Origin of the sequence: Duganella sp. 1411 (genome assembly GCF_017833525.1) — a bacterium.
GTDB lineage: Bacteria > Pseudomonadota > Gammaproteobacteria > Burkholderiales > Burkholderiaceae_D > Rugamonas.
Genome location: NZ_JAFICD010000009.1, coordinates 36,757 through 63,401, shown reverse-complemented (window position 1 = coordinate 63,401; position 26,645 = coordinate 36,757). Strand labels below are relative to the sequence as shown.

The window sequence follows — 26,645 nt, the reverse complement described above, 5'->3', positions numbered from 1 at the left end:
GGCTTTGGCGCGTACTACAAACTTACTTACAGACTTATTTGCCTGCGGGTGCCGGCGTGGATGCCGTTTTGGCGGCGGCTTTGTCGGCTTTTGGCTTGGCGGCGGCGGTGGCCGCGGCGCCCTCTTTCGACTTGCCGTTCACCAGCAGGCCGGCTTCCGACAGCTTGGCGGCGTTCTTGCCGCCGATGCCTTTGACGCGGTGCTCAAGATCGGCCCAGTCCTTGAACTCGCCTTTTTTTCGTTCTTCGAGAATGGCGGTGGATTTGGCCGGGCCGATGCCCTTGATCGAATCGAGCGAGGCCGCGTCGGCCTTGTTGACATCCACTTGTGCGAACGCAAAGCTCATGGTGGCGGCCAGCGTTGCAATGCCCAGCAGTAGTTTTTTGAACATGTCTGTCTCCGTGGTTGGTCTCTAGCAAGGGCGGAAGTCGCGCCTTGGATGTCCTTAACGGATGAGGAACCCGGCATGTTGACGCCGTTCTTCTGAGCTTTATCAATGCAGGGTTCGTGGGTCATGCATGGGCCGCCGCGACGCATGCATGGCGGATTACGGCGTTCCGCCTAATCCGCCCTACGTGTTTCCGCGTGTTTTCGCGTGTCTCCTTGCATTAATTGCCTGCGTCGAAGAGTTCTTCGCGCGTGACGGTCGCGGTACCCAGCTTGCCGACGACGATGCCGCCGGCCCGGTTGGCCGTCTGCACCGCTTCGTGCCAGCCGGCGCCCGCGCCCAGCATGCACGCCATCGTGGCGATGACGGTGTCGCCGGCGCCAGAGACGTCGAACACTTCGCGCGCCTGCGCCGGCATGTGGAACTGGTCGTTCTCGGTGTACAAGGTCATGCCCTCTTCGGAGCGCGTCAACAGCAGGGCGTCGAGCTTCAGTTCCGCGCGCAGCTGCTGCGCCTTGGCCGTCAGCTGCTCTTCGCTGTTCCAGCTGCCGACGATGCGCTTCATCTCCGACTTGTTCGGCGTGAGCACGGTGGCGCCGGCGTAGCGCGAGAAGTCGTCGCCCTTCGGATCGACCATCACCACCTTGCCCGCCGCGCGCGCCGAGGCGATCATGTCGGCCACGTTCACCAGGCTGCCCTTGGCGTAGTCCGACAGCACGATGACGTCGTAGTCGGCCAGCAGTGCCTTGAACTGCAGCAGTTTGTCGCGCAGCACGGTGTCGGTCGGCGCTTCCTCGAAATCGATGCGCACCATCTGCTGCTGGCGGCCGATCACGCGCAGCTTGATGATGGTGGAGATGGCGTCGTCGCGTTTCAGGTAGCTGTGGATGCCGCCGCCTTGCAGCAGTTGTTCGACCTCGGTCCCCGCCTCGTCGGCGCCGACCACGCCCAGCAAGCCGGCGTGCGCGCCCAGCGCGGCGGCGTTGCGCGCCACGTTGGCGGCGCCGCCCAGGCGCGCCTCGCGCTTTTCGATGCGCACGATCGGCACCGGCGCCTCCGGCGAAATGCGGCTGACGTCACCGAACCAGTAACGGTCCAGCATGACGTCGCCGACGACCAGGATGCGCACCTTGTCCAGTGCGGGGGCTTGAAAAGCGGTGACGGAAGTACTCACATGTTCCTCGTTTGTTAATTTATGCGCTCGCATTATGCGCGGTCTTTATGCGCGGTCTTTATGCGCGATCTTTATGCGCGGTCCTTATGCGCTGTCTTTATGCGCTGTCTTTATGCGCTGTCTTTATGCGCTGTCTGAATCACGTAGGGCGGATTAGCGCAGCGTAATCCGCCATGCACGCTCCGTCGGCGGCTCACAGATGGCGGATTACGGCGTTCCGCCTAATCCGCCCTACGTGTATCCGTGGATACGTGTATCCGTGTATCCGTGGATCCGTGGATCCGCAGATACGTCCATCCGTTGATACGCGAATCATCAGCTTTAGTTCATCACATTCAGTTCTTCGGTGCGGCGCGGCGGGTAGGTCTCCCACCGGCTGCAACCGGGACACTGCCAGTAGAACTGGCGCGCCTTGAAGCCGCAATGGCTGCACTGGTAGCGCGCCAGCTTCTGCGTGTAGCCGTGCACCAGGTTCTTCACCATCGACAGCTCCGACACCACGCCCGGCGGCGCGTCAACCAAACGCGCCTCGAGCAGCTTATCCAGTCCCAGCAAGGTCGGCGTGCGGCGCAGCTCATTGACCACCAGCTCCTTGGCGGCGTCCAAACCGTCGAGCTCCAGCACCGCCTTGTACACCACCTCCAGCAGGTCGATCGACGACGCCTGCTCCAGGTAGGACTTGATCAGGTTGACGCCTTCCTGCGGACGCCCGACCTTGCGGTAGCCGTCCATCATGCGCTGCGCCACCAGCGCGGTGTGCGGCACGCTGATTTGTTCGACCCGGCGCCATGTCATCAACGCGCCTTCGACATCGTCCTTGGCCAGCTGCGCGTCGCCGATCAGCAGCGTCGCGCGCACGTTGACGCGGTCGGCCTGCAGCGATTTCTCCAGCAGCGGCAGCGCGTCCTCGGGATGCAGGTGCACCAGCGCGTCCTGTGCCAGCTCGCAGTAGAACTGCGCGATTTCCTTCTGGCGCGAGCCGGCGCCCGATTCCTGCAGGCCGATGGCCGCCTCGATGGCGCGCGGCCATTCCTTCTCGCGCTGGAAAATCTCCAGCAGCGCGCGCCGCGCCGGCACCGCGTACTGGCTGTGGATCAGGCGATTGAAGGTTTCCTCGGCGCGGTCCAGCAGGCCGGCCTTCAGGTAGTCCATGCCCAGTTCATATTCGGCGTGCTCCTTCTGCTCCTGCGGCAGGTCGGGACGCGCCAGCAGATTCTGGTGCACGCGGATGGCGCGTTCGGTCTCGCCACGGCGGCGGAACAGGTTACCGAGCGCGAAGTGCATGTCGGCCGTCTCCGGGTCCATGCGCACGATCTCGATGAAGGCGTCGACCGCCTTGTCCGGCTGGTCGTTGAGCAGGAAGTTCAAGCCCTTGAAATACCCGCGCGGCAGCGAGCGCGATTCGGACACCAGCTGGCGAATGTCGACGCGTGCGGCGATCCATCCCATGCCGAAGAAGAGCGGGATGCCCAATAACATCCAGAGTTCAAATTCCATGCTTGTTTAGTTGGTAGTGGTGCTTATTGTGTGGTGACGCCATCGGGCTGCGGCTGCGCGTTGACCTGCTGCGCCGACGATTGCAGCGTCGTGATGGTGGTTTTGTGTTTGTTCGTTTCGCGGCGGTGGCGGAACACCGTCGGCGTCAGCGCCAGCACGCCGAGGACGGCGCCGGCGACGAAAAAGCCGAGCAGCATCAGGACCAGGGGGCCGCGCAGATCATAGTGGAGGAAAAAATGCAGGTCGACTTCCTGCGTATTTTTCAGGGCGAAGCCAAAAAACAAGACGAATAGGACGATTCCAATGAGGGTGGATAAGAATTTCATCAGCCTGGTTCCTGTTCTGGATTTCTAAGAGCGCCAGTATGGCACTAGATACAGTTTCTATCAAACCCGCAGAGCGCGGACCACCGGGGTCGTACCCGCCGGGTACGACCCCTTTTTCAGGTGTGCGGGTTGAAACTCCGTTTAACCATAAAAAAAGCGGCATCCGAGGACGCCGCTTTCTTGTCAAACCATCAGACGCTTCAGTCCTCGATGATCGGTTGCCCGACCATCGCGTCGACCCGCTCGCGCAATTGCTTGCCCGGCTTGAAGTGAGGCACCCGTTTTTCGGGCACCATCACTTTGTCGCCCGACTTCGGATTACGTCCGATACGCGGTGGCCGGCTATTCAGAGCGAAACTGCCAAAACCGCGGATCTCGATGCGCTGACCGGTCGCCAGGGCGTTGGTCATCGCATCCAGAATGGTCTTGACGGCGTACTCCGCATCTTTGGCCACCAGCTGAGAATAACGCTCAGCCAGGCGGTTGATCAACTCGGACTTAGTCATCGACTAGTTCTTAGTTCTTGTTATCGAACTTGGCTTTCAACAGCGCGCCCAGGCTGGTGGTGCCCGAAGCTGCGTTGTTGTCGGTAGCGGCCATTTTCTGCATCGCTTCCTGGGTCTCGACGTTGTCCTTGGCTTTGATCGACAGCTGGATCGAACGCGCTTTGCGGTCGATGTTGATGACCAGGGCTTCGACGGAGTCGCCAACCTTCAGGTGCGTACCGGCATCTTCCACGCGGTCGCGGGAGATTTCGGAAGCGCGCAGGTAGCCTTCGACTTCTTCGGACAGTTGGATCACGGCGCCTTTAGGCTCGACCGATTTCACGGTGCCGGTGACCAGCGCGCCCTTGTCGTTCATGGCGGCGAAGTTGTTGAACGGATCGCCTTCCAGTTGCTTGACGCCCAGGGAAACGCGCTCGCGCTCGACGTCGATGGCCAGAACGATGGCTTCCAGTTCGTCGCCTTTCTTGAAGCGGCGGACGGCTTCTTCGCCGGTTTCGGTCCAGGACAGGTCGGACAGGTGCACCAGGCCGTCGATGTTGCCGGCCAGGCCGATGAACACGCCGAAGTCGGTGATCGACTTGATCGCGCCACGGACTTTGTCGCCCTTCTTGTGGGTCACGCCGAAGTCATCCCATGGGTTCGCTTTGCACTGCTTCATGCCCAGCGAAATACGGCGACGCTCTTCGTCGATTTCCAGAACCATGACTTCCACTTCGTCGCCCAGCTGGACAACTTTGTTTGGAGCGACGTTCTTGTTGGTCCAGTCCATTTCCGACACGTGGACCAGGCCTTCGATACCCTGCTCGACTTCAACGAACGCGCCGTAGTCGGTCAGGTTGGTGACTTTACCGAACAGACGGGTGCTTTGTGGGTAACGACGGGACAGACCGGTCCATGGGTCGTCGCCCAGCTGCTTCACGCCCAGCGAAACGCGGTTCTTTTCCTGATCGTACTTCAGGACCTTGGCGGTGATTTCCTGGCCAACGGTCAGCACTTCCGATGGGTGACGCACACGACGCCATGCCAGGTCGGTGATGTGCAGCAGGCCGTCGATGCCGCCCAGATCCACGAACGCGCCGTAGTCGGTGATGTTCTTGACGACGCCGGTCACGACCGTGCCTTCTTTCAGCGTTTCCATCAGTTTCTGACGCTCTTCGCCCATCGACGCTTCGATGACGGCGCGGCGGGACAGAACCACGTTGTTACGCTTGCGATCCAGCTTGATCACTTTGAATTCGAGGGTCTTGCCTTCGAATGGGGTGGTGTCCTTGACTGGACGGGTGTCGACCAGCGAACCCGGCAGGAATGCGCGGATGCCGTTGGTCAGAACGGTCAGGCCGCCCTTGACTTTGCCGTTGACGGTACCGACGACGATTTCGCCCGATTCCATCGCTTTTTCCAGTGCCAGCCACGAAGCCAGACGCTTGGCTTTGTCGCGCGACAGGATGGTGTCGCCGAAACCGTTTTCGAGCGATTCGATCGCCACGGAAACGAAGTCGCCTACCTTGACTTCCAGTTCGCCGTGGTCGTTCTTGAATTCTTCAACTGGGATGAATGCTTCCGATTTCAGGCCGGCGTTGACGATCACGAAGTTGTGATCCAGACGAACGACTTCAGCCGAGATCACTTCGCCCGAACGCATGTCTTGACGCGACAGGGATTCTTCGAAGAGGGCTGCAAAACTTTCCATATTAGACATTGTGACTTCCAGGTTGCCAACAAGGCTCGCGATATGCGACTTCAGTTGGGTTAAGGTTGATCAAAGTGCCGCTAGTGAGTACTAACTCGCCGTGCGGTACCCGCCTTTGCTACATTTTCAGTGGGGCTTGCCCACCGCCGCATACCATTGCAACACCTGTTCGACCGCTTGATCAGCGCTCATATTGGATGTATCGAGGACATGCGCCCCTGCCGCTGGCACCAGCGGCGCGATGGCCCGGTGGGTATCCCGGTCGTCCCGCGCCTGCAAATCCATCAGTAGGTCTTCCATATTAGCAGAAATTCCCTTGCCAATCAATTGCTTATAACGGCGATCGGCCCGGGCCGCGACAGACGCCGTCAAAAACACCTTCAACACCGCGTGCGGGAAGATCACCGAGCCCATGTCGCGGCCGTCGGCGACCACGCCGGGCGCCTTGCGAAAGCCCAGCTGCAGCCCCACCAGCGCGTGCCGCACGGCGGGAAATGTTGCAATTTTTGAAGCGGTGTTGCCCACCTCTTCCGCGCGGATCGCTTCGGTGACGTTTTCCTGCGACAAAATGATGTCGCCGCCCTGGAAACTGCATTGCAGGTGCTCGGCCAGCTTGGACAGAGCGTGCTCATCGTTGAGGTCGGTGCCGCGGCGCAGGGCCGACAGCGCCGTCAAGCGGTACAGGGCGCCCGAATCCAGGTAATGGAAGCCGAGCCTGTCGGCAACGCGGTGCGCGACGGTGCCCTTGCCGGAGGCGGTGGGGCCGTCGATGGTGATGACTGGGATCTGGGATGTGACCATTGTTCTATATATCTATCTAGTTCGCGATCGCGGCAAACGCCGTGAAGTATTCAGGGAAGGTCTTGCCGACGCACTTGGGATCGTTGATGCGCATGACGTTGCCCTTGCGCGCGGCGCCGTCCAGCGACACCAGCGAGAAGCACATCGCCATGCGGTGGTCGTCGTAGGTGTCGATGGTGGCGGCCGTGATGGCCGCCGGCGGCGTCACCTTGATGTAGTCCGGCCCCTCCTCGACGATGGCGCCGACCTTGCGCAGCTCGGTCGCCATGGCCGCGATGCGGTCGGTCTCCTTCACGCGCCAGCTGGCGATGTTGCGCAAGGTGCTGGTGCCGTCGGCGTACAGCGCCGCCACCGCGATCGTCATGGCGGCGTCGGGAATGTGGTTGAAGTCGGCGTCGATGGCTTTGAGCACGCCGTTCGACTTGGCCTCGATCCAGTTGTCGCCCATCGTGATCTGCGCGCCCATCTGCTCCAGCGCGGCGACGAACCGCACGTCACCCTGGATACTATCGCGGCCCACGCCTTCGACGCGCACGGGACCGCCGGCGATCGCACCGGCCGCCAGGAAGTACGACGCCGACGAAGCGTCGCCCTCGACGTGGATGGTGCCCGGCGACTGGTAGACCTGGCCCGGCTGCACCGTGAACGAGGCCCAGCCATCCTGCTCGACCTTGACGCCGAAGCGGCGCATCAGGTTCAGCGTGATCTCGATGTACGGCTTGGAGATCAATTCGCCTTCGACGTCGATGCTGATGGCGTGCTCGCGCGCCATCAGCGGCGCCACCATCAGCAGCGCGGTCAGGAACTGGCTCGAGACGTTGCCGCGCACCGACAGGCGCTTCGCGTGGATCTTGCCCTGCTTGATGTGCAGCGGCGGGAAGCCGGGATTGCCGGTGTAGTCGACATCGGTGCCGGCGGCGTTGAGTGCGTCGACCAGGTCGCCGATCGGGCGCTCGTGCATGCGCGGCACGCCGTGCAAGGTGTAGTCGCCGCCGATGACGGCCAGCGCGGCGGTCAGCGGACGGATCGCGGTACCGGCGTTGCCCATGAACAGATCGGCCGATTTATTCGGCAGCACGCCCGCCACGCCCTTGACGTGGTGGATGGTGCCGGTGGCGGTTTTCTCTTCGGTCCACTGCACGCCCAGCGAGCGCAGGGCCGCCAGCATGACGGCCGTATCGTCCGACGCCAGCAGGTCGACGATGGCGACGTCGCCTTGCGACAGCGCCGCCAGCAGCAGGATGCGGTTGGAGATCGACTTCGAGCCAGGCAGGCGCACCGCGCCCTCGACGTGGGGGACGGTTTGAAGATCGATGTATTCGTTACTCATGATGAATCCTTTAAATTACGCTCTTATGCGGCACCTGCGAAACCCGCACTGCGGCACACCGGGGTCGTACCCCGCACGGGGTACGCCCCCATCGTCTTAGGGTTACAGCGCCGCTTATTCCGCCTTGTCTTGCGACGGCGGCACTTCGGCCGTCTCGATCGCGGTGATCCACTGGTGGCGGGCGCGCTGGGCGTTGCCGTACACGCTCTCCAGCGCGGCGCCGTCGCCGGCGGCCAGACGGGCGCGCAGTCCCGTCAATTGTGCCAGATAGGCGTCCAGCTCCGTCAGCAGCGCCGACTGGTTGGCCAGGCTGATGTCACGCCACATTTCCGGCGACGATCCGGCGATCCTTGTGAAATCGCGAAAACCGCTGGCCGCATACTGGAACAGTAAATCCGCATGCGGCTTGTTGGCGATGTCGTCCACCAGCGCGTAGGCCAGCAAATGCGGCAAATGGCTCACGGCGGCGAACACCTTGTCATGTTCCTGCGGCGTTAAACGATGGATGACGGCATGGCAGGCGCGCCACGCGGCGGCCACGCGCTCGACATCGGCGGCGGCGTTCTCGTCGAGCGCCGTCAGCACCACCTTCTTGCCGACGTACAGGTCGTCGATGGCCGCCTCGGGACCGTTGGTTTCGCGCCCGGCGATGGGATGACCCGGCACGAACTGCGCCACCTTGCCACCGAGCGCGCGGCGCGCGGCGGCCACCACGTCCGACTTGGTGCTGCCGGCGTCGGTGACCACGGTGCCCGCTTGCAGATGCGGCGCGATGGCGGCCAGGATCGCCTCGGTCTGCGCCACCGGCGCGGCCAGCAGCACCAGGTCGGCGCCGCGCAGCGCTTCGGCCATGCCATCGTCGCCACCGGCGCCGATGACGTCGATGATGCCAAGCTCCTTCGCGCGCGCCAGCGAGGCCGCCGAGCGTCCCATGCCGACCACGCTGGCGACGGCGCCGGCCTTCTTCAGCGAGCGCGCGAACGATCCGCCGATCAGGCCTACGCCGAAAATAACGACCTTGTTCAGCATCGCCATGCCCTACTCCGCCAGCGCCTTGGTCAGCGCCGCGATCAGCACCGCGTTCTCCTGCGGCAGGCCGATGGAGATGCGCAGCCACTCCGGCAAACCGTAGTTGCCGACCGGGCGCACGATGACGCCCTGCTTCAACAACGACAGGTTCACGCGCGAGCCGGCCGCCGGATCGTCGCCGACCTTGACCAGCACGAAGTTACCGTACGACGGCACATATTCGAGACCCAGCTGCTTGAACGCCTCGATGAACTGCTGATAGCCGGCGGCGTTGTTGGCCGCGCTGCGCTTGAGGAAGTCCTTGTCGTTGAGCGCCGCGATGGCCGCCGCCTGCGCCATCGAATTGACGTTGAACGGTTGGCGGATGCGGTTCATCAGGTCCGTCAGCGCCGGCTGGGCGATGCCGAAACCGACGCGCAGGCCCGCCAGCCCGTAGGCCTTGGAGAACGTGCGCGACACCAGCAGGTTGGGATACTTCTTGACCCATTCGGCCGATTCGAACTGGTTTTCCTCGGCCAGGAACTCGTTATAGGCCTCGTCCAGCACCACCACCACATTGGCCGGCACCTTGTCCAGGAAGGCCTGGATCTCGGCGGCCGGGATAAAGGTGCCGGTGGGGTTGTTCGGGTTGGCGATGAAGACCAGGCGCGTGTCGTCGGTGATGGCCGCCAGCATGGCCGGCAGGTCGTGGCCGTAGGCCTGGGCCGGCACCACGATGTGGCGCGCGCCCACGCCCTGCGTCGCCAGCGCGTACACGGCGAACGAGTACTGGGCGTAGACGATGGACTGGCCGCGTTCGACGAAGGCGTGGGCGGCGATCTCCAGGATGTCGTTGCTGCCGTTGCCCAGCGTGATCCAGTCGGCCGGCACGTCGTAGCGCTTGGACAGCGCCGCTTTCAGCTCGAAGCCGTTGGCGTCCGGGTAGCGTCCCAGGTCGGTGGCGGCGGCGGTCATCGCCTGCACTGCCGATTCCGGCACGCCGAACGGGTTTTCGTTCGACGCCAGTTTGACGATGGATGCCTCATCGAGGCCGAATTCGCGCGCGACTTCGGCGATCGGTTTGCCGGCTTGGTAAGGGGCGATGGCCCGGACGTATTCAGGCCCGTAGTTCTTGGTCATGGTCTCTGTTCTCTGTTTTAGTTAGGTCAGGCTGACGGGATACGATCCCAGCACCTTGAAGAAAGCGGCGTTGCTCTGCAGCTCGTCGAGCGCCTTGGCCACGGCCTCGTTCTGGATGTGGCCTTCGACGTCGACGTAGAAATAGTATTCCCAATTGCCGTTGCGGGCCGGGCGCGATTCGAAGCGCGTCATCGACACGTTGTTCTGCGCCAGCGATCCAAGCAGGCGATAGACCGAGCCGGCGCGGTGCGGCGCCGCCAGCGCCATCGACGTGCGGTCCTTGCCCGACGGGCCGGTTTGCAGGTGGCCGATGACGGCGAAGCGCGTGCGGTTGTGCGGATCGTCCTGGATGTTGGCCTTGACGGTGCCCAGGCTGTAGCGCACGCCGGCGCGCTCGCCGGCGATGGCGGCGATCGTATGGTCGTCGCGCGCCATGCGGGCCGCCTCGGCGTTGGACGAGACGGCGCGCCGTTCGATGTCCGGGTAGTTATTATTCAGCCAGATCTGGCACTGCGCCAGCGCCTGCGCGTGGGCGCAGATGGCGGTGACGCCGTCCATGTTGCCGGTGCCCGTCAGCAGGCTGTGACGCACGGCGATGGCCACCTCGCCGCTGATCGTCAGCGGCGTGTGCAGCAGCAGGTCGAGGGTGCGGCCGATCGCGCCCTCGGTCGAATTTTCGACCGGGACCACGCCGAATTCGGCGGTGCCGGCCTCGGTGGCGCGGAACACCTCGTCGATCGACGAGCAGGCCAGCACGTCGACGGCGGTGCCGAACTGCTGGTAGACCGCCTGTTCGCTGTAGGTGCCGGCCGGGCCGAGGAAGGCCACGGTGACGCGTTTTTCCAGCGAGCGGCAGGCGGACATGATCTCGCGGAAGATGGTTTGCATTTCGGTGTTGCCCATCGGGCCGGGATTGCGCTCGGCCACGCCGCGCAGCACCTGGGCTTCGCGTTCGGGCCGGAACACCGGGGCGTTGGTCTCGGCTTTGACGTGGCCGACTTCCTGCGCCACCTTGGCGCGGCGATTCAGCAGCTCGAGGATCTGCGCGTCGATGGCGTCGATCTGCTCGCGTAACGGGGTAAGTTTATCTGTCATGGTCTCGTCAATTGGTCAGCTATCGTCTGCGGCACTGTTTAACCCGCACCGCGGCACACCAGGGTCGTACCCCGTACGGGGTACGACCCCATTCGCCCGGGTTTGGTGTCGGGGCCCAATCAGCGGCCGGCGAACTCGTTCAGGTAGTCTACCAGCGCTTGCACGCCCTCGATCGGCATCGCGTTATAAATCGATGCGCGCATGCCGCCGACGGACTTGTGGCCCTTCAGCTGCAGCAGGCCACGCGCTTTCGCGCCGGCCAGGAAGGCATCGTTACGGCTCTCGTCCTTCAGATAAAACGGTATGTTCATGCGCGAGCGGCTCTCTTTCGCCACCCTGGTCTGATAAAAATCGTCCACGTCGAGCGCCGCGTAAAGCAGCCTGGCCTTGGCGATATTGACCTTTTCCATGGCGGCGACGCCGCCGTTCTTCTTCAGCCACTGGAACACCAGGCCGGCGATGTAGATGCCGTAGGTGGGCGGCGTGTTGTACATCGAGTCGTTGTCGGCCACCAGCTTGAAGTCGAACGCCGACGGACACGCCGGCAGCGCCTTGCCCAGCAAGTCCTCGCGCACGATGACGATGGTCACGCCGGCCGGGCCGATGTTCTTTTGCGCGCCGGCGAAGATGACGCCGTACTTCGACACGTCGATTTGCCGCGACAGGATGTGCGACGACATGTCGGCCACCATCAGCACGTCCTTCTGCGGCGCCGGCAGGCCGGTGTCGAAATCGAACTCGATGCCGTCGATGGTCTCGTTGGTGCACATGTGGACATAGGCCGCGCCGGGCGTGAGCTTCCACTCCGACTGCGGCGGCACGCCGGTGGCCGACGACGCGGCGATGTTGACGTTGGCGTATTTGGCCGCTTCCTTGATGGATTTGCCCGACCACGAACCGGTGTGAATGAAATCGATGGTTGCTGGCTGCGGCTTGTGGCCCACCAGATTCAACGGGATGATGGCGTTTTGGGACAAGCCCCCGCCCTGCATGAACAAGATTTTGTAATTGTCCGGTACCGCCAGCAGCTCGCGCAGGTCGCGCTCGGCCGCCTTGTAAATCGAGATAAACTCCGGTCCGCGGTGGCTCATCTCCATGACGGACATGCCGCTGCCATGCCAGTCCAGCATTTCGGCGGCGGCTTGCGCCAGCACTTCCTTCGGCAGCACGGCCGGGCCGGCGGAGAAGTTGTAGATGTGAGTCACTGTGGATCCTTTGTTGGTTACTGTTTGCTTTCTTGCTGCATTTTCTGCATCAGTGGTCCGATACGGCGCGCGACCACCTGCTGCCCGACCTGCATCCCCTGCGCCATCAACTGCGGCGTCGACGCCAGCATTTTCGCGCCCACCGGCGTGCGGTAGAAAGCGGTCATCTGTTTCAGTTCATCGGCACTGAAGGTGCGCGCATAGATAGGCACCGTCTCGGCCAGGATTTCGTCGATCATCGCCGGGTCGTTCATCACGCCCTGCATCGCAGCGATAAAGCCTGGCAGTTCCTTTTCCATCTTCGCCTGCGCCTGCTTTTTCTGTTCGTCGCCCAGCTTCGGGTTGTTGTTGATGGCCGCTTCGGCGCCGGCGCGCATCGATTGCGCGATCCCTTGCGACATCTGCTGCATCATCCCGGTCATCATGGCCCGGTGGTTCATCGCCTCGAACAGCTCTTGCGAGGCGGCCAGGGTGGCCGGGTCGATGGCGGTGGCCGGCGCGGGCGCGGGAGTCTGCGCGAACGAAGGCGCGGCGCCGATCAGGGCGAAGGCGGAAACGACAGCTGCTACGATTTTCTTCATGAATTCTCTCTTGAAATGACAACGGGGCCAGTCTTATTGTCGCATTAATCCGCGAAATAAGCCTGGCCCCGCCGGCCCCGGTCCGGAACCGCGGCCGGGGCTTTGTTTGCTGCGCTTATTCCGCCGGCGTGTCGTCGGCGGAGGTGTCGGCCGCCGGGGCGTCCGTGGCCGGGGTGTCGGCCGGTTTGCCGTCCGGACCAGGTTCCAGCTCGACCTCGTCGATGTCGGTTTCCACCACGCGCTGCAGGCCGGACAGCTTGGTGCCATCCTCCACCGCCATCAGGGTCACGCCCTGGGTGGCGCGGCCCATCTCGCGGATCTCCGCCACGCGGGTGCGAATCAGCACACCGCCGGTGGTGATCAGCATGATCTCGTCGGTCGGCGTGACCAGGGTCGCCGCCACCACCTTGCCGTTACGCTCGGAGGTCTGGATCGCGATCATGCCCTTGGTGCCGCGGCCGTGGCGGGTGTACTCGATGATCGGGGTACGCTTGCCGAAGCCGTTCTCGGTTGCCGTCAGCACCGACTGCTGCTCGTTTTCCGCCACCAGCAGCGCGATCACGCGCTGGCCCTCGTCGAGGTTCATGCCGCGCACGCCGCGGGCGTTGCGGCCCATCGGACGCACGTCGTTCTCGTCGAAGCGCACCGCCTTGCCGGCGTCGGAGAACAGCATCACATCGTGCTCGCCGTCGGTCAGCGCGGCGCCGATCAGGAAGTCGCCCTCGTCCAGGTCGACCGCGATGATGCCGGCCTTGCGCGGGTTGCTGAAGTCCTTCAGCGGCGTCTTCTTCACGGTACCGAGGCTGGTCGACATGAACACGTAATGGTCTTCGGGGAAGGTCCGGTTCTCGCCCGACAGCGGCAGGATGACGGTGATCTTCTCGTTGTCGGCCAGCGGGAACATGTTGACGATCGGCTTGCCGCGCGAGTTGCGCGAGCCTTGCGGCACTTCCCACACCTTGAGCCAGTACATGCGGCCACGGTTGGAGAAGCACAGGATGTAGTCGTGCGTGTTGGCGATGAACAGCTGGTCGATCCAGTCTTCCTCTTTGGTCGCCATGGCCTGCTTGCCGCGTCCCCCGCGTTTTTGCGCGCGGTATTCGCTAATCGGCTGCGCCTTCATATAGCCGGTGTGCGACAACGTCACCACCATGTCCTGCGGCGTGATCAGGTCCTCGGTGCCCAGGTCGGTGGCGTTGTGCTCGATGTTGGAGCGGCGCGGATCTTTTGCGCGGTCGCCGAACTCGTTGACCACGTGGGTCATCTCGTCGGTGATGATGGTCGTCACGCGCTCCGGCTTGGCCAGGATGTCCAGCAGGTCGGCGATTTCGGCCATCACGTCTTTGTATTCGTTGACGATCTTGTCCTGTTCCAGACCGGTCAGGCGCTGCAGGCGCATTTGCAAAATCTCTTGCGCCTGGTCGTCGGACAGGCGGTACATGCCGTCGGACTGCATGCCGTAGTGCTTAGGCAGGTGCTCGGGACGGAAGGCGTCGATGCCGCCGACGGTGTCGCCCTCGCCGGTGCGGGCCAGCATCTCGCGCACCAGCGACGAATCCCACGAACGGTCCATCAGCGCGGTCTTGGCGACCGGCGGCGTCGGCGCCGCCTTGATGATGGCGATGAAGTCGTCGATGTTGGCCAGCGCCACGGCCAGGCCCTCGAGCACGTGGCCGCGCTCGCGCGCCTTGCGCAGCTCGAACACGGTGCGGCGCGTGACCACTTCGCGGCGGTGCGACAGGAAGCACTGCAGCATCTCTTTCAGGTTCAGCAGGCGCGGCTGGCCGTCGACCAGCGCCACCATGTTCATGCCGAACGTGTCCTGCAACTGGGTCTGCTTGTACAGGTTGTTGAGCACCACTTCCGGCACTTCGCCGCGCTTCAGCTCGATAACCACGCGCATGCCCGACTTGTCGGACTCGTCGCGGATGTCGGAGATGCCTTCGAGCTTCTTGTCGCGCACGTTCTCGGCGATGCGCTCGAGCAGCGACTTCTTATTGACCTGGTACGGCAGCTCGTCGACGATGATGGCGGTGCGGCCGCCGTCCTTGCCGTACTCTTCATAGTGGGTCTTGGCGCGCATCACCACGCGGCCGCGGCCGGTGCGGTAACCGTCGCGCACGCCCGAGACGCCGTAGATCGTGCCGCCGGTCGGGAAGTCCGGCGCCGGGATCAGTTCGATCAACTCGTCGATCGAGCACTGCGGGTTGCGCAGCACGTGCAGCGCGCCGGCGATCACCTCGTGCAGGTTGTGCGGCGGGATGTTGGTGGCCATGCCGACCGCGATACCGGACGAGCCGTTGATCAGCAGGTTGGGGATGCGGGTCGGCAGCACCGTCGGCTCTTTTTCCTTGCCGTCGTAGTTGGGCTGGAAGTCGACCGTGTCCTTGTCGATGTCGGCCAGCAACTCGGCCGAGATCTTGTCGAGGCGGCACTCGGTGTAGCGCATCGCCGCCGCGCCGTCGCCGTCGACCGAGCCGAAGTTGCCCTGGCCGTCGACCAGCATGTAGCGCAGCGAGAAGTCCTGCGCCATGCGCACCAGCGTGTCGTAGATCGAGGCGTCGCCGTGCGGGTGGTACTTACCCATCGTCTCGCCGACCACGCGGGCGCACTTGACGTAGGGACGGTTCCACACGTTGTTCATTTCATGCATCGCGAACAGAACCCGGCGGTGCACCGGCTTCAAGCCGTCGCGCACGTCCGGCAAGGCGCGCCCGACGATCACGCTCATGGCGTAATCGAGGTAGCTCTTGCGCATCTCTTCTTCGAGGGAAATAGGGATTGTTTCTTTTGCGAATTGATCCATTGGCGGGTCGACTGATCTTTGACTGTGGGTTATCTTTTAAGCAATGTATGCCGCACGTACTGCACTCCTGCCCTGCCCGTTCAAGTTGGACGGGCAAGCGTGCGATTTTAGCATGCGCGCCGCCTAACTAGCACAAATTGGCCGCCGGCCCACGCCCGGCGCGGCATGGGCGCGGGGCCGCGCGTTGTAACACGATGTAATATTGATGACACATTACTCAATTATTATCGACAATCGCGTTGCAACAAAACAACATTTTGGTCGGACGCGTACGCGCGCCATGTTGGCGCCTTTTCACGCCGCCAGATCGCTTGTGGCAAAATGGTTCAGAAGTTAATTGCTCGTTTCGCAATCGGGAGACAGGCGTGACGCCCCTGCGTGGTAGAATTCGGCCCACGTAATATGCGTCGCGCAGTTTTTCTGCGGATATCACCCCCGAAAGGAAGAAAAATATGAAAAAACTTATTTCGATGTTGGCCGTGTCGGCAGCTTTCGCCGGCTCGGCAATCGCCCAGACCCCTACCGCGCCACCGTACGCACCAGTCACCCAGGACATCAAGGCCGCTACCCCTAAGAGCGCCTACGTTCAGGATTCGCGCGGCGTCATCGCCCGCGACCCGTTCGGCCTGTGCTGGCGCACCGGCTACTGGACCCCCGCCGACGCCGTGCCAGGCTGCGACCTGCCACTGTGCGTCGAGCCAGAAAAACTGGAAAACGGCAAGTGCGTAGCACCGCCGCCGCCACCAGCGCCAGCCACCCCGGCCCCTAGCACCCCGACTCCGGCCCCAGTGCCAGTGCCAGTGCCGACCGCGCAAAAAGTCAGCTTCGCCGCCGACGCGTTCTTCGACTTCGACAAAGCCGTGCTGAAGCCAGAAGGCAAAGCCAAGCTGGACGACGTGACCTCGAAACTGAGCTCGATCAACCTGGAAGTCATCATCGCCGTCGGCCACACCGACTCGGTCGGTTCGGATGAGTACAACCAGAAGCTGTCGGTGCGCCGCGCCGAAGCCGTCAAGGCCTACATCATCTCCAAAGGCGTCGACGCCAACCGCGTCTACACCGAAGGCAAAGGCGAGAAACAGCCAGTGGCGGACAACAAGACCGCCGAAGGCCGCGCCAAAAACCGTCGCGTAGAGATCGAAGTGGTCGGCACCAGCAAGTAATATCGCTGCAGCCCACACGGAACCCCGCCCCGGCGGGGTTTTTTTACGCCCGCTGCTTTAGAATAGCGAATACTTTTCTCACAGAACACCGAGCCCATGAACGCCGACCCATTAGAACTGCAAAAATTCTCCGACCTGGCCCACCGCTGGTGGGACCCGACGTCGGAGTTCCGCCCGCTGCACGAGATCAACCCGCTGCGGCTCGAATGGATCAACGCGCGCGCGCCGCTGGCCGGCAAGAACGTCATCGACATCGGCTGCGGCGGCGGCATCCTGAGCGAGTCGATGGCGCGCAAGGGCGCCACCGTCACCGGCATCGACCTGTCGGAAAAGGCGCTCAAGGTGGCCGACCTGCACAGCCTGGAGTCGGGCGTGCAGGTGCGCTACAAGCTGATCGCGGCCGAGGAGATGGCGGCCCAGGAGCCGGGCCGGTTCGACGTCGTCACCTGCATGGAGATGCTCGAGCACGTGCCGGACCCGGCGGCCATCGTGCGCGCCGCCGCCGCGCTGGTCAAACCGGGCGGCCACGTGTTCTTCTCGACCTTGAACCGCAATCCGAAGGCGTATCTGTTCGCCATCATCGGCGCCGAATACGTGCTGCGCCTGCTGCCGCGCGGCACCCACGACTACGACAAATTCATCACGCCGGCCGAACTGTCGCAATTCGTGCGCGGCGCCGGCCTCGAACTGAAGGGTTTCAAGGGCATGGGCTACAATCCGCTGACCAAGATTTATTCCCTCAACGACGACACCAGCGTCAATTACCTGGCCGCCACCACCCGTCCGCTCTGATCGACCGCCCATGACTACCGCACTGCCGGCGCCGCGCGCCATTTTGTTCGACCTCGACGGCACCCTGGCCGACACCGCCCCCGACCTGGCCGCCGCCGTCAACCTGCTGCGCACGGTGCGCGGGCTGGAACCGACCGCCTACGAGCTGCTGCGCCCGACCGCCTCGGCCGGCGCGCGCGGCATGATCGGCGCCGCCTTCGGCCTCAAACCGGGCGACGACGGCTTCGTCGAGCTGCGCGAGGGTTTCTTCGACAATTATCAGGCGGCCATGGCCGTGCACAGCACGCTATTCCCCGGCATCGCCGAGCTGCTCGCCGGCATCGAGCAGGCCGGGCTCCAATGGGGCATCGTCACCAACAAGCCGGCCCGCTTCACCGATCCGCTGCTGCCGCAGATCGGCCTGGCGCACGCGGCGTGCATCGTCTCCGGCGACACCACCGCGCACGCCAAGCCGCACCCGGCGCCGCTGCTGGAAGCGGCCGCGCGGCTGGGCCTGGCGCCGGAACAGTGCTGGTATGTCGGCGACGATCTGCGCGACATCCAGGCCGGACAGGCCGCCGGCATGCCCAGCATCGGCTGCGGCTGGGGCTATTGCGGCCCGGTCGAGCCGCTGGGATGGCAGGCCGACCGGGTGCTCGACACGCCCGAGCAGCTGCTGGCGTTGATGCGCTCGGCCGTGGCGGACAAGGCGCAGCTGGCCGCGTAGGGCGGATTAGCGCAGCGTAATCGGCCATGCATGCGTCATCGGCGGCCCACACATGGCGGATTACGGCGTGCCGCCTAATCCGCCCTACGTGTCTCCCCCGACATTCGGCGGATACGTACCCCTGAGCCAATCTAAACCACGTAGGGCGGATTAGCGCAGCGTAATCCGCCATGCATGCGTCATCGGCGGCCCACCCATGGCCGATTACGGCGTTCCGCCCAATCCGCCCTACGCCGAGCTGTGCGGCAGTGGCAGCGCTTCCATGAAACCACTTGAAGAAATATGTTGATCAAAGCGTCCGACAGGTATAGTCTCCGGGTTACTGCGTAGAAATACTTATTTCCATTAACGTAATGCGGTTGGTGGAGGTGGGTGCAGCGGACACTATTCCAATTCTTCGTCAGGCCATCATGATCAACCCTGAACAGGCTGCCCCAATCCCGCGGCCTTATCCCGAACAGTTTGCCGATTTCACCGCCCACACGCCCGAGCACACCAGCGCCCCGCAAAGCTGGATGGTCACCGTGGACGACGCCCGCTACCATTGGTACGACCTGATCGCCGGCTTCCCCGAACGCCTCGACATCCGCGACCCGATCGGCCGCTACCAGCGCCGCACCCAGTTCGAGCTGGAGGCGGTGGCCGAAAAACACCACCTGTTCTTCGCCGTCACCCGGCCGCGCGTGCGCTTCGATCCGGCCGGCGCCGTGCAGTGGGGCTTTTTCTCGCTCAAACTGACGCTGCCGCTGCTGGTCGGCGCCGCCCAAGCCCGGGACAGCCTGACCATCGAACTGAAGGTGCCGTTCGCCGCGACCCTCAAAAAGCCGACCGTGACGTTGACGCCGACCTTCGTCACGCTCAACTGGGGCGGCCTGGTCGAGGCGCTGTCGATCCACGACATCCTGCAGACCTACCCCAACCATCTGGCCGCGCCCGGCCGCGTGATCATGGTCGGCCAGACCCGCGATCCCGAGGCGCGCCTGGCCAAGGCCGGGCTGCCGGCGCTGCAAAAGCTGCACGCGCAGCTCGACGACGATCGCGACACGCTGCTGCTGGTGCACAGCATGGACATCCAGGTCACGTGCGCCGACGGCGACGCCGCCGACCTGCCCGCCAACGCCGGGCCCGAGGCGGCCGAGGCGCTGCGGGCCGAGCGCATGGACGTGGTCGAGGCGGCGCTGATCCGCTATTTCGAGGGCCAGCGCGCACAAAGCCCGGAACGGCGCACGTTGGCCGCCGCGCGCCTGACCGAGGTGCAAGAGGCCAACAGCCTGGCGCAGTTCACCATCGACCTCGCGCTGCCCGAGGCCGGCAACTACGACCTGCTGGGCTCGGAACAGGTGGCGGCGGCGCCGCGTCATCTGATGAGCTGCTTCATCGCCGACGGCGAGGCCAAGGTGTCGGCGCTGCCGGTGGCGGCCGCCGCCGCGGTTAAAGGCTGAGTACCGGCTGAGTACCCCAAACGCCCGTCCCGGCGTGACAATGTGTGACTAATTAGCCGCTTTCCGGAATTGCCGAGTGGAAATGTCACAAGGAAGGACTATACTGTAGTCAATAAATAGGCCAACTAACCGAGACATTGGAGTGCGCATCATGACGAGCGATTACCCGCCCCTAATCGCCGACGACGACTACCCCGACCCCAGCCCGGAGGAATTGGGCATAGGCGAGCTGCTGGCCGAGGCGCCGGAGCCGTTTCATGATTTGCTGGCGCCGCCGGCCGAGCCGCTCGACGATCTGCTGCCGCTGTTGCCGCAACGCGGTAGCGCGCCGCAGACCTGGGTGGTGACGGTGGCCGACGCCAAATACCACTGGTACGACCTGGTGGCCGGCTTCCCCGAGCGGCCCGACATCCGCGACCCGGTCGGACGCCAGCTGCGCCGCATGCAGTTCGACCTCGAGGCGACGATGGAAAAGCGGCTGATCTATTTCGCCGTCAACCGTCCGCGCGTGCGCTTCGACGCGGCCGGCAAAACCAGCTGGGGCTTCTTCTCGCTCAAGCTGACGGTGCCGATCCTGATCGGCGTCGAGGAAAAACGCGACAGCATCACGATCGAGCTGACGGTGCCGTTCGCGGCCACGCTCAAGAAGCCGTCGGTGACGATGACCGACCGCTTCCTCACGCTCAACTGGGGCGGCCTGGTCGAGGCGCTGTCGATCCACGACGTGCTGCAGCAGTACGAGAACGATCTGCAGTTCCAGAGCAAGGTGCAATACGTCGGCCAGACCAAGGACGCGTCCGGCCGGCTGGCGCGCGGGCGCCTGGCGGCCGTGCAGCGCATCCATCAGAACAACAGCGAAGACAACGACATGCTGCTGCTGATCCAGCGCATGAACGTCGAGGTGCTGTCCGACGACGGCGATCCCGCCGAGCTGCCGGCCAACGAGAACGCGGTGGCCGCCGACATCCTGCTCAAGGACCGCATCGACGTCATCGAGTGCGCGCTGATCCGCTACTTCGAGGGCCCGCAGATGCACGGGCGCAGCGACAAGGAGGCGGAAGTGCGCAAGCAGCGGGTGCGCGAGGTGCACGCCGTCAACCACCTGGAGAGCTTCCGCATCGACCTACGGCTGGAGGACGCCGGGCCGTACCAGGACCTGTTCTCGCGCGAGGTGCCGGTCTCGCGCAGCCACATCATCGACTGCGTCATCGTCGACGGCGAGGTTGTCATCACGCGCGTGCCGGACCCCGTCAAAGCCGCCAAGGCCAAGTAGTCACACGGCCGCCAGTGCCTGCTCCAGATCGGCCAGCAGATCGTCGATGTGCTCGATGCCGACCGACAGGCGCACGGTGTCGACCGTCACGCCGGCCTTGGCCAGTTCCGCCTCGTTGAGCTGGCGGTGCGTGGTCGAGGCCGGATGACAGGCCAGCGATTTGGCGTCGCCGATGTTGACCAGCCGCGTGAACAATTGCAGCGCGTCCTGGAAGCGCGCCCCGCCCTCCACCCCGCCCTCGACGCCGAAGGTCAGCACGCCGGACGACCTGCCGCCCAGGTACTTGAGCGCCAGCGCGTGGTCGCGGTGCCCCTCCAGTCCGGCGTAATTGACCCATTTGACCTTGGCGTGGCCGTCGAGGAACTGCGCCACCCGGCGCGTGTTGTCGATGATGCGCTCCATGCGCAGCGCCAGGGTCTCGATGCCCTGCAGGATCAAAAACGCGTTGAACGGGGAAATCGCCGCGCCGGTGTTGCGCAGCGGGACCACGCGCGCGCGGCCGATGTAGGCGGCCGGCCCCAGCGCCTCGGTGTAGACCACGCCGTGGTACGACACGTCCGGCTCGTTGAGCCGCTTGAAGCGCTGCTTGTGGTCGGCCCACGGGAATTTGCCGGAATCGACGATGGCGCCGCCGATCGAGTTGCCGTGGCCGCCCAAATACTTGGTCAGCGAATGGACCACGATGTCGGCGCCATGTTCGAACGGGCGCAACAGGTACGGCGTGGCCACCGTGTTGTCGACGATCAGCGGCACGCCGTGCTGGTGGGCGATCGCGGCGATCTGCTCGATGTCGGTGATGTTGCCCAGCGGGTTGCCGATCGACTCGATGAACACGGCCTTGGTGCGCTCGTCGATCAAGCCCTCGAACGAGGCCGGGTCGCGCGCGTCGGCGAAGCGGGTGTTGATGCCGAACTGCGGCAGTGTGTGCGCGAACAGGTTGTAGGTGCCGCCGTACAAGGTGGCGGCCGAGACGATGTTGTCGCCGGCCTCGGCGATGGTCTGGATCGCGTACGTGACGGCCGCCTGGCCGGACGCCAGCGCCAGCGCCCCCACCCCGCCCTCGAGCGCGGCGATGCGCTGCTCGAGCACGTCCTGGGTGGGATTCATGATGCGCGTATAGATGTTGCCCGGCACCTTGAGGTCGAACAGGTCGGCGCCGTGCTGGGTGTCGTCGAACGCGTAGGCGACCGTTTGATAGATCGGCACCGCTACCGCGCGCGTGGTGGGGTCGGGTTTGTAGCCGCCGTGGACGGCAAGGGTTTCCAGTTTCATCGCTTCTCCGGGTTGGTGATGGTGCCAGCCTAAGTGGAATAGAGTGCCGCGCCCACGAATCATTCCGCATTTACAAATACATATTTCGTATGCGCGCGGAAGGACGGCGGAGGCGGCCGGGTTAACTTCAAACAACAATATTTTTGTCTTTGCGCAACTAAAATATCTTTAAAGAATCTATTCGTGCTATGATTTCGAAAATTTTGACGATATTGCTCAAAGAAACCCAATAAATTGTTTCCGGCGCGCAAGTCACACCGTAACTACTCACTCTTTGGGATTATTTGACATGAAATTGGCGACTCTTTCGACTGCTGCAGCCCTGGTTTTGTTGATGTCCGCAAACACCGCGATGGCAGCCGCCGGCGGCAAAGGCAATAACGGCAACGGTAAAGGTAACAGCGGCAGCACCACGCCGGGCAACGGCAACGGTAATAATAACAGCGGTGCCGGCACCACGCCGGTGATCACGGTCCCGGCGACCGCCTCCTGCGCGTCGTCCAACATCTCGGTGGCCGGCGCCAGCTGCATCGGCTTCGTCAGCGGCAACCTGAACGGCAACAAGCCCAGCCTGGATGAGATCAACCAGAACCTGTCCACGTGGGGCGTGCACCTGACGGCGCCGGTGGCGTCGACGTCGATGCTGTCCGGCCTGACCGGCAACACCATCAACTTCAAGCAGCAACTGTATGGCGACACCATCGTCAGCATCCACTACGGCAACGTGACCGATGTGCTGGGCAACAAGCTGACCAACGTCACTGCATTCTACCGTTTTGACGCCGGCCACGGTGCAGGTGTGGACAGCTTCACGACCAAGTTCGATTCGCTGTCGAACGCCACGCTGTACTCGACCGGCGCCGCGCCGACGCACGCCGCGGCCGTGCCCGAGCCGGGCACCTACGCGATGATGTTCGCCGGTCTGGGCCTGATGGGTCTGGTCGCGCGCCGCCGCATGCAGAAATAATCCCGGCGCTTCGGCGCGGAAAAAACCAAGGCCCGGTGCTCGCGCACCGGGCCTTTTTCGTTGGGACCTCCGGATCAGTTATTCGGATCGTTGCGCTTGTTGGGGCCGTCCCAGCCCAGCACGGTGATGACCGCCCCTTTGCTGCCGGTTTTAAAACTGTGGTCGTAATTGGCCGACTCGTAGTAATAATCGTTGGGCTTATCCATGACGTGCGCCTCGGCCGCGCCGTTCGGGCCGTCGTACGTGGTGGAGATCCACTTGCCGCTCTGGAGTATCACCACGCGGTCGATCGGGTGGTTGTGGCGGTCGCCCACGAAATTCGGCGGGAACTTCAGCATCTGGACGAAAGGCTTGCCGGGGGTCTTGGCATCGCCACAGACCAGGTTTTCCTCGACTTTCAAGGTCGGGTTCCATACCCATTTAACGTCTTTCGCCTTCTGGAAGAATGGCGCCTTATGCCGACGCAGTCGGGCGCGGCCTGCGCGCCCGCCGCAGACAAGCCGGCCATCGCGGCCGCCAATATGATCAGTGTGTTTTTCATTGGGTCACCCGGTTATGTTTTTTGTCGACAGGACCAATCGATAATACACAGTGCCATATGGCAAGGCAATGCTGGCGGTTTTACAACAAAACCACGGTCCTGCCCCGCCCGGCCAAGTCGTCTGTTACCGCAGTGACTTTCAAGTTAACAATAATTCCGCATGGGAAATGTATTTTATTCAAATGGAAACTAACATGTCTTTAAAACAGCAAACCATGATATGCTTCAACACGTCGCCGCGAATTGCTTAAAGAAATCCACTAACGTGATTCCTGTGCGCAATTACATACCGCGAACAATCTTTCCTTGGGGATCTCTGACATGAACATGACCAAATTTTCGACTGCCGCTGCACTTGTAATGCTGATGTCCGCCGGCACCACGATGGCTGCGGGGATGGCCGAATGCGCCGGTTCCGATATTTCCGTGCCGGGCGCCAGCTGCATCGGTTTCGTCAGCGGCAATCTGAACGGCAACAAGCCCAGCATCACCGACATCAACCTGAACCTGGCCGTGTGGGGCGTGCATCTGACCCAAGCCGTGGCGTCGACGTCGATGCTGTCGGGCCTGTCTGGCGACAATGTCATCAACTTCAGCCAGCAGCTGTATGGCGACACCATCGTCGGCATCCACTATGGCAATGTGATGGATGCGCAGGGCAATGAATCGAACAATGTCACCGCCTTCTACCGTTTTGACGCCGGCAACGGCGCCGGCGTGGACAGCTTCACGACCAGGTTCGATTCGCTGTCGAACGCCACGCTGTACTCGACCGGCACGGCGGTGACGGCCGTTCCCGAGCCTGGCACCTACGCGATGATGTTCGCGGGCCTGGGTCTGATGAGTCTGGTCGCCCGCCGCCGCAAACAGAAATAATTCCAGCGCCCCGGCGCGGGAAAAGACCAAGGCCCGGTGCTCGCGCTCCGGGCCTTTTTCATTGTGACGATCGCGGGATCAGTTCAGCTACAATCGACATCTTCCCCGCTTCCACGAATCCGGAACACCCTCATGAGAGTACGTACAGCGGCATTGATCATTATCGATATGCAAAAAGGCATGGCCGATCCGGCCGCCGGCACCCGCAACAACCCGGAGGCGGAACAAAATATCGCGGCGTTGCTTGGCGCGTGGCGGGCCGCCGGTGGCACGGTGGTCCATGTCCGCCACATATCGCGCACGGTTGGCTCGCTGTTCTGGCCGGGTCAAGCCGGGGTGGAGTTTCAGGAGCGCTTCGCGCCGTTGCCGGACGCCTGCGTGATGGAGAAAAATGTTCCCGATGCCTTCATCAACACCGGGCTGGAGCGGTGGCTGCGGGTGCGCGGCATCGGCGAGCTCTTTATCGTTGGAGTCAGTACCAACAACTCGGTCGAGGCCAGCGCCCGGACGGCGGGCAACCTCGGCTTCGCGACGCATGTGGTTGCCGACGCGTGCTTCGCCTTCGCCAAGGTCGACTATGCGGGCGTGCCACGGACTGCCGAGGATGTGCACGCCATGGCGCTGTCCAATCTGGACGGCGAGTACGCGGCCGTCGTACGCACCGGCGACGTGCTCGACGCGTTTGAAAAGGCGGCATGACGCGCATGACTGGCTAGCTGCCGCGCGTCTTGCCGTCATCCGCTCCACTAGGTAGCCTTGCCGGTATCTGCCAGCGCCGACTCCCCGATCGCGTAGAACTGGCCGCCGGCGACGTAATGCAGGCTGCGCAGGCGCGGATCGGCTTTGTCGAATTCCCAGTGGCCGTTGCGGAACACGCGCCCGTCGGCCCACGCCCCCACCACTTCGCCGATGAACAAATCGTAGGTTTGCTGGATATGCGGCTCGGGGATCACCTTGCAGATTAGCCAGGCGGAACAGCCAGAGACGAGCGGCGTGTCCCGCCCCTCGACCCGAAACAGCTCGATCCCGCATTGTTTCAGCTTGTCCGGTGCATCGGCCAGGCTGATGTTGCCGGCGTCGTAGGTCAGCTGGACTTGGCCCAGGTTGGGTACCTGCAACGCGAAGTAGCCGCTGCCCTCCACCAGTGCGCGCGTCCTGGTGGCCTTGTCCAATACCACGGTCACCTTGGGCGGCGAGAAATCCAGCGCGCAGGACCACGCCGCCGACATGACGTTGTCGATGCCTTCATGGGTGGCGGACACCAACACCGTTGGACCGTGATTCAGCAAGCGGTACGCCTTTTCCAGCGCCACCGGCACGATATGTTCGTTCATTTCGACTCCTCGGCATACTCAACAGGTGATTATGCCCCGGATCACAGTTCGACCCAATCACGCCAGCGTCTGCAACTCGCCACAGCTCCTTAAAGATTCAAACCCGGTTCGCCCGGCGGCTGCTTGGCGATGCTCGCGGCCAGTTGCTCCCTGAGGCGCTTGATCTCCGCGTGCAGCGGCGCCGTCATGGTGTCGATTTCGCTTTCGGTAAAGCGCGGCGTGATGTGCTGCGGGCAGTTCCAGTCGTAGCCCTCAACGGTGATGACAAACGCGCGTTCGATGCGGGCCGAATAACCGGGCATGCGCAGCCGTTCGATCAGCGCGGCGTCGTCGGCGGCTTCCACCAGACGCACGCGGCCGATGAGCTTGAGCCGCATCCGGTTGGCGTAATCCATGATGATGATGGAGATGCGGTCGTCCTTCTGCAGATTGCCCACGCTGACGTATTGCACATTGCCGCGGAAGTCGGCGAAGGCGATAGTTTTCGGATCGAGGACTTTCAAAAAGCCGGCCGGGCCGCCGCGATGCTGCACATACGGCCAACCGGTCTCGCTGACCGTGGCCTGGTAAAAATGGTCGGCCTGGGCGATGAACCCGGCCTCCATGCTGCCCAGACGGTCGGCGCGGTTGGTCGCCAGGTCGAAGCGTTCGTACTTTTCGCGGCTGCCCATGCGCTCCTGCATGGCGCGCACGTTCGGGGTGAAGGTGATGTCGGAAAATGCGCGGCCCATG

Annotated in this window: 26 protein-coding genes; 8 read left to right on the top strand and 18 right to left on the bottom strand. The window is 63.3% G+C overall.

What is annotated here, in order from left to right:
* Nucleotides 1-34: 34 nt before the first annotated feature.
* From JOD97_RS29595 to gyrA, 14 genes are all read right to left on the bottom strand, one after another.
* Nucleotides 35-391: a helix-hairpin-helix domain-containing protein gene (locus JOD97_RS29595; protein ID WP_209726395.1), complete on the bottom strand. Its 357-nt coding sequence runs from the start codon at nucleotides 389-391 to the stop codon at nucleotides 35-37.
* Nucleotides 392-608: 217 nt separating this feature from the next.
* On the bottom strand, nucleotides 609-1,595 hold the full coding sequence (rfaE1, locus tag JOD97_RS29590) for a D-glycero-beta-D-manno-heptose-7-phosphate kinase (protein ID WP_373999967.1): 987 nt from the start codon (nucleotides 1,593-1,595) through the stop codon (nucleotides 609-611).
* 288 nt (nucleotides 1,596-1,883) lie between these two features.
* Nucleotides 1,884-3,059, bottom strand: coding sequence for a lipopolysaccharide assembly protein LapB (gene lapB, locus JOD97_RS29585; RefSeq protein WP_209726393.1), 1,176 nt, complete (start codon nucleotides 3,057-3,059; stop codon nucleotides 1,884-1,886).
* 23 nt (nucleotides 3,060-3,082) lie between these two features.
* Nucleotides 3,083-3,385 carry a lipopolysaccharide assembly LapA domain-containing protein gene (locus JOD97_RS29580; RefSeq protein ID WP_209726392.1) on the bottom strand — a complete coding sequence of 101 codons (303 nt, stop codon included), beginning with the start codon at nucleotides 3,383-3,385 and terminating at the stop codon, nucleotides 3,083-3,085.
* 200 nt (nucleotides 3,386-3,585) lie between these two features.
* On the bottom strand, nucleotides 3,586-3,891 hold the full coding sequence (locus JOD97_RS29575; RefSeq protein WP_008446215.1) for an integration host factor subunit beta: 306 nt from the start codon (nucleotides 3,889-3,891) through the stop codon (nucleotides 3,586-3,588).
* Nucleotides 3,892-3,901: 10 nt separating this feature from the next.
* Entirely contained in the window at nucleotides 3,902-5,581 is a 1,680-nt protein-coding gene (rpsA, locus tag JOD97_RS29570; RefSeq protein ID WP_020705490.1) for a 30S ribosomal protein S1, read from the bottom strand.
* 126 nt (nucleotides 5,582-5,707) lie between these two features.
* Entirely contained in the window at nucleotides 5,708-6,382 is a 675-nt protein-coding gene (gene cmk, locus JOD97_RS29565) for a (d)CMP kinase (RefSeq protein WP_209726391.1), read from the bottom strand.
* Between the two features lie 16 nt (nucleotides 6,383-6,398).
* On the bottom strand, nucleotides 6,399-7,712 hold the full coding sequence (gene aroA / locus JOD97_RS29560) for a 3-phosphoshikimate 1-carboxyvinyltransferase (RefSeq protein ID WP_209726390.1): 1,314 nt from the start codon (nucleotides 7,710-7,712) through the stop codon (nucleotides 6,399-6,401).
* 114 nt (nucleotides 7,713-7,826) lie between these two features.
* Nucleotides 7,827-8,741, bottom strand: coding sequence for a prephenate dehydrogenase/arogenate dehydrogenase family protein (locus tag JOD97_RS29555; RefSeq protein ID WP_209726534.1), 915 nt, complete (start codon nucleotides 8,739-8,741; stop codon nucleotides 7,827-7,829).
* Between the two features lie 9 nt (nucleotides 8,742-8,750).
* Nucleotides 8,751-9,860, bottom strand: a complete 1,110-nt coding sequence (gene hisC, locus JOD97_RS29550) for a histidinol-phosphate transaminase (RefSeq protein WP_209726389.1) — start codon at nucleotides 9,858-9,860, stop codon at nucleotides 8,751-8,753.
* Between the two features lie 21 nt (nucleotides 9,861-9,881).
* Nucleotides 9,882-10,955 (bottom strand): prephenate dehydratase, encoded by a 1,074-nt coding sequence (pheA, locus tag JOD97_RS29545; RefSeq protein ID WP_209726388.1) that lies wholly within the window; start codon nucleotides 10,953-10,955, stop codon nucleotides 9,882-9,884.
* 119 nt (nucleotides 10,956-11,074) lie between these two features.
* Nucleotides 11,075-12,160, bottom strand: a complete 1,086-nt coding sequence (gene serC / locus JOD97_RS29540; protein ID WP_209726387.1) for a 3-phosphoserine/phosphohydroxythreonine transaminase — start codon at nucleotides 12,158-12,160, stop codon at nucleotides 11,075-11,077.
* 17 nt (nucleotides 12,161-12,177) lie between these two features.
* Entirely contained in the window at nucleotides 12,178-12,741 is a 564-nt protein-coding gene (locus JOD97_RS29535) for a DUF2059 domain-containing protein (protein WP_209726386.1), read from the bottom strand.
* 115 nt (nucleotides 12,742-12,856) lie between these two features.
* Nucleotides 12,857-15,547, bottom strand: a complete 2,691-nt coding sequence (gyrA, locus tag JOD97_RS29530; RefSeq protein WP_209726385.1) for a DNA gyrase subunit A — start codon at nucleotides 15,545-15,547, stop codon at nucleotides 12,857-12,859.
* A gap of 452 nt (nucleotides 15,548-15,999) precedes the next feature.
* Here gyrA and ompA point away from each other — a divergent pair, with 452 nt between their 5' ends.
* The 5 genes from ompA (at nucleotide 16,000) to JOD97_RS29505 (ending at nucleotide 20,923) form a co-directional block, all read left to right on the top strand.
* Nucleotides 16,000-16,710 carry an outer membrane protein OmpA gene (gene ompA / locus JOD97_RS29525; RefSeq protein WP_209726384.1) on the top strand — a complete coding sequence of 237 codons (711 nt, stop codon included), beginning with the start codon at nucleotides 16,000-16,002 and terminating at the stop codon, nucleotides 16,708-16,710.
* Nucleotides 16,711-16,806: 96 nt separating this feature from the next.
* Nucleotides 16,807-17,502, top strand: a complete 696-nt coding sequence (ubiG, locus tag JOD97_RS29520; protein WP_209726383.1) for a bifunctional 2-polyprenyl-6-hydroxyphenol methylase/3-demethylubiquinol 3-O-methyltransferase UbiG — start codon at nucleotides 16,807-16,809, stop codon at nucleotides 17,500-17,502.
* 10 nt (nucleotides 17,503-17,512) lie between these two features.
* Nucleotides 17,513-18,208: an HAD family hydrolase gene (locus JOD97_RS29515; RefSeq protein ID WP_209726382.1), complete on the top strand. Its 696-nt coding sequence runs from the start codon at nucleotides 17,513-17,515 to the stop codon at nucleotides 18,206-18,208.
* Between the two features lie 410 nt (nucleotides 18,209-18,618).
* The gene (locus JOD97_RS29510; RefSeq protein WP_209726381.1) at nucleotides 18,619-19,650 is read left to right on the top strand and encodes a hypothetical protein; all 1,032 of its coding nucleotides are present in this window, start codon (nucleotides 18,619-18,621) and stop codon (nucleotides 19,648-19,650) included.
* A gap of 151 nt (nucleotides 19,651-19,801) precedes the next feature.
* On the top strand, nucleotides 19,802-20,923 hold the full coding sequence (locus JOD97_RS29505; RefSeq protein ID WP_209726380.1) for a hypothetical protein: 1,122 nt from the start codon (nucleotides 19,802-19,804) through the stop codon (nucleotides 20,921-20,923).
* Here JOD97_RS29505 and JOD97_RS29500 read toward each other — a convergent pair whose 3' ends face one another.
* The gene (locus JOD97_RS29500; protein WP_209726379.1) at nucleotides 20,924-22,195 is read right to left on the bottom strand and encodes an O-acetylhomoserine aminocarboxypropyltransferase/cysteine synthase family protein; all 1,272 of its coding nucleotides are present in this window, start codon (nucleotides 22,193-22,195) and stop codon (nucleotides 20,924-20,926) included. It lies immediately after the preceding gene.
* A 334-nt stretch (nucleotides 22,196-22,529) separates the two neighbouring features.
* On the opposite strand from JOD97_RS29500, the gene JOD97_RS32885 reads away from it, so the two are divergent.
* Nucleotides 22,530-23,162 (top strand): PEP-CTERM sorting domain-containing protein, encoded by a 633-nt coding sequence (locus JOD97_RS32885; RefSeq protein WP_229264819.1) that lies wholly within the window; start codon nucleotides 22,530-22,532, stop codon nucleotides 23,160-23,162.
* A gap of 74 nt (nucleotides 23,163-23,236) precedes the next feature.
* Here JOD97_RS32885 and JOD97_RS29490 read toward each other — a convergent pair whose 3' ends face one another.
* Complete coding sequence (locus JOD97_RS29490; protein WP_229264818.1) at nucleotides 23,237-23,563, bottom strand: hypothetical protein; 327 nt, start codon at nucleotides 23,561-23,563, stop codon at nucleotides 23,237-23,239.
* A 500-nt stretch (nucleotides 23,564-24,063) separates the two neighbouring features.
* Between JOD97_RS29490 and JOD97_RS29485 the strand changes: the two genes are divergently transcribed.
* Nucleotides 24,064-24,579 carry a PEP-CTERM sorting domain-containing protein gene (locus tag JOD97_RS29485; protein ID WP_229264817.1) on the top strand — a complete coding sequence of 172 codons (516 nt, stop codon included), beginning with the start codon at nucleotides 24,064-24,066 and terminating at the stop codon, nucleotides 24,577-24,579.
* Between the two features lie 132 nt (nucleotides 24,580-24,711).
* Entirely contained in the window at nucleotides 24,712-25,278 is a 567-nt protein-coding gene (locus tag JOD97_RS29480) for a cysteine hydrolase family protein (protein WP_209726377.1), read from the top strand.
* Between the two features lie 47 nt (nucleotides 25,279-25,325).
* On the opposite strand, the gene JOD97_RS29475 is transcribed toward JOD97_RS29480, so the two are convergent.
* Both JOD97_RS29475 and JOD97_RS29470 read right to left on the bottom strand, forming a co-directional pair.
* Nucleotides 25,326-25,913 carry a flavin reductase family protein gene (locus JOD97_RS29475; RefSeq protein ID WP_209726376.1) on the bottom strand — a complete coding sequence of 196 codons (588 nt, stop codon included), beginning with the start codon at nucleotides 25,911-25,913 and terminating at the stop codon, nucleotides 25,326-25,328.
* An 89-nt stretch (nucleotides 25,914-26,002) separates the two neighbouring features.
* Nucleotides 26,003-26,644 (bottom strand): pyridoxamine 5'-phosphate oxidase family protein, encoded by a 642-nt coding sequence (locus JOD97_RS29470; RefSeq protein WP_209726375.1) that lies wholly within the window; start codon nucleotides 26,642-26,644, stop codon nucleotides 26,003-26,005.
* Between the last annotated feature and the right edge of the window lies 1 nt (nucleotide 26,645).

What these genes read in the sequence shown, in the direction of transcription:
- JOD97_RS29595 (WP_209726395.1), bottom strand. Translation starts at nt 391, where the DNA reads ATGTTCAAAAAACTACTGCTGGGCATTGCAACGCTGGCCGCCACCATG.
- rfaE1 (WP_373999967.1), bottom strand. Translation starts at nt 1,595, where the DNA reads ATGCGAGCGCATAAATTAACAAACGAGGAACATGTGAGTACTTCCGTC.
- lapB (WP_209726393.1), bottom strand. Translation starts at nt 3,059, where the DNA reads ATGGAATTTGAACTCTGGATGTTATTGGGCATCCCGCTCTTCTTCGGC.
- JOD97_RS29580 (WP_209726392.1), bottom strand. Translation starts at nt 3,385, where the DNA reads ATGAAATTCTTATCCACCCTCATTGGAATCGTCCTATTCGTCTTGTTT.
- JOD97_RS29575 (WP_008446215.1), bottom strand. Translation starts at nt 3,891, where the DNA reads ATGACTAAGTCCGAGTTGATCAACCGCCTGGCTGAGCGTTATTCTCAG.
- rpsA (WP_020705490.1), bottom strand. Translation starts at nt 5,581, where the DNA reads ATGGAAAGTTTTGCAGCCCTCTTCGAAGAATCCCTGTCGCGTCAAGAC.
- cmk (WP_209726391.1), bottom strand. Translation starts at nt 6,382, where the DNA reads ATGGTCACATCCCAGATCCCAGTCATCACCATCGACGGCCCCACCGCC.
- aroA (WP_209726390.1), bottom strand. Translation starts at nt 7,712, where the DNA reads ATGAGTAACGAATACATCGATCTTCAAACCGTCCCCCACGTCGAGGGC.
- JOD97_RS29555 (WP_209726534.1), bottom strand. Translation starts at nt 8,741, where the DNA reads ATGCTGAACAAGGTCGTTATTTTCGGCGTAGGCCTGATCGGCGGATCG.
- hisC (WP_209726389.1), bottom strand. Translation starts at nt 9,860, where the DNA reads ATGACCAAGAACTACGGGCCTGAATACGTCCGGGCCATCGCCCCTTAC.
- pheA (WP_209726388.1), bottom strand. Translation starts at nt 10,955, where the DNA reads ATGACAGATAAACTTACCCCGTTACGCGAGCAGATCGACGCCATCGAC.
- JOD97_RS29535 (WP_209726386.1), bottom strand. Translation starts at nt 12,741, where the DNA reads ATGAAGAAAATCGTAGCAGCTGTCGTTTCCGCCTTCGCCCTGATCGGC.
- gyrA (WP_209726385.1), bottom strand. Translation starts at nt 15,547, where the DNA reads ATGGATCAATTCGCAAAAGAAACAATCCCTATTTCCCTCGAAGAAGAG.
- ompA (WP_209726384.1), top strand. Translation starts at nt 16,000, where the DNA reads ATGAAAAAACTTATTTCGATGTTGGCCGTGTCGGCAGCTTTCGCCGGC.
- ubiG (WP_209726383.1), top strand. Translation starts at nt 16,807, where the DNA reads ATGAACGCCGACCCATTAGAACTGCAAAAATTCTCCGACCTGGCCCAC.
- JOD97_RS29515 (WP_209726382.1), top strand. Translation starts at nt 17,513, where the DNA reads ATGACTACCGCACTGCCGGCGCCGCGCGCCATTTTGTTCGACCTCGAC.
- JOD97_RS29510 (WP_209726381.1), top strand. Translation starts at nt 18,619, where the DNA reads ATGATCAACCCTGAACAGGCTGCCCCAATCCCGCGGCCTTATCCCGAA.
- JOD97_RS29505 (WP_209726380.1), top strand. Translation starts at nt 19,802, where the DNA reads ATGACGAGCGATTACCCGCCCCTAATCGCCGACGACGACTACCCCGAC.
- JOD97_RS29500 (WP_209726379.1), bottom strand. Translation starts at nt 22,195, where the DNA reads ATGAAACTGGAAACCCTTGCCGTCCACGGCGGCTACAAACCCGACCCC.
- JOD97_RS32885 (WP_229264819.1), top strand. Translation starts at nt 22,530, where the DNA reads ATGTCCGCAAACACCGCGATGGCAGCCGCCGGCGGCAAAGGCAATAAC.
- JOD97_RS29485 (WP_229264817.1), top strand. Translation starts at nt 24,064, where the DNA reads ATGCTGATGTCCGCCGGCACCACGATGGCTGCGGGGATGGCCGAATGC.
- JOD97_RS29480 (WP_209726377.1), top strand. Translation starts at nt 24,712, where the DNA reads ATGAGAGTACGTACAGCGGCATTGATCATTATCGATATGCAAAAAGGC.
- JOD97_RS29475 (WP_209726376.1), bottom strand. Translation starts at nt 25,913, where the DNA reads ATGAACGAACATATCGTGCCGGTGGCGCTGGAAAAGGCGTACCGCTTG.
- JOD97_RS29470 (WP_209726375.1), bottom strand. Translation starts at nt 26,644, where the DNA reads ATGGGCCGCGCATTTTCCGACATCACCTTCACCCCGAACGTGCGCGCC.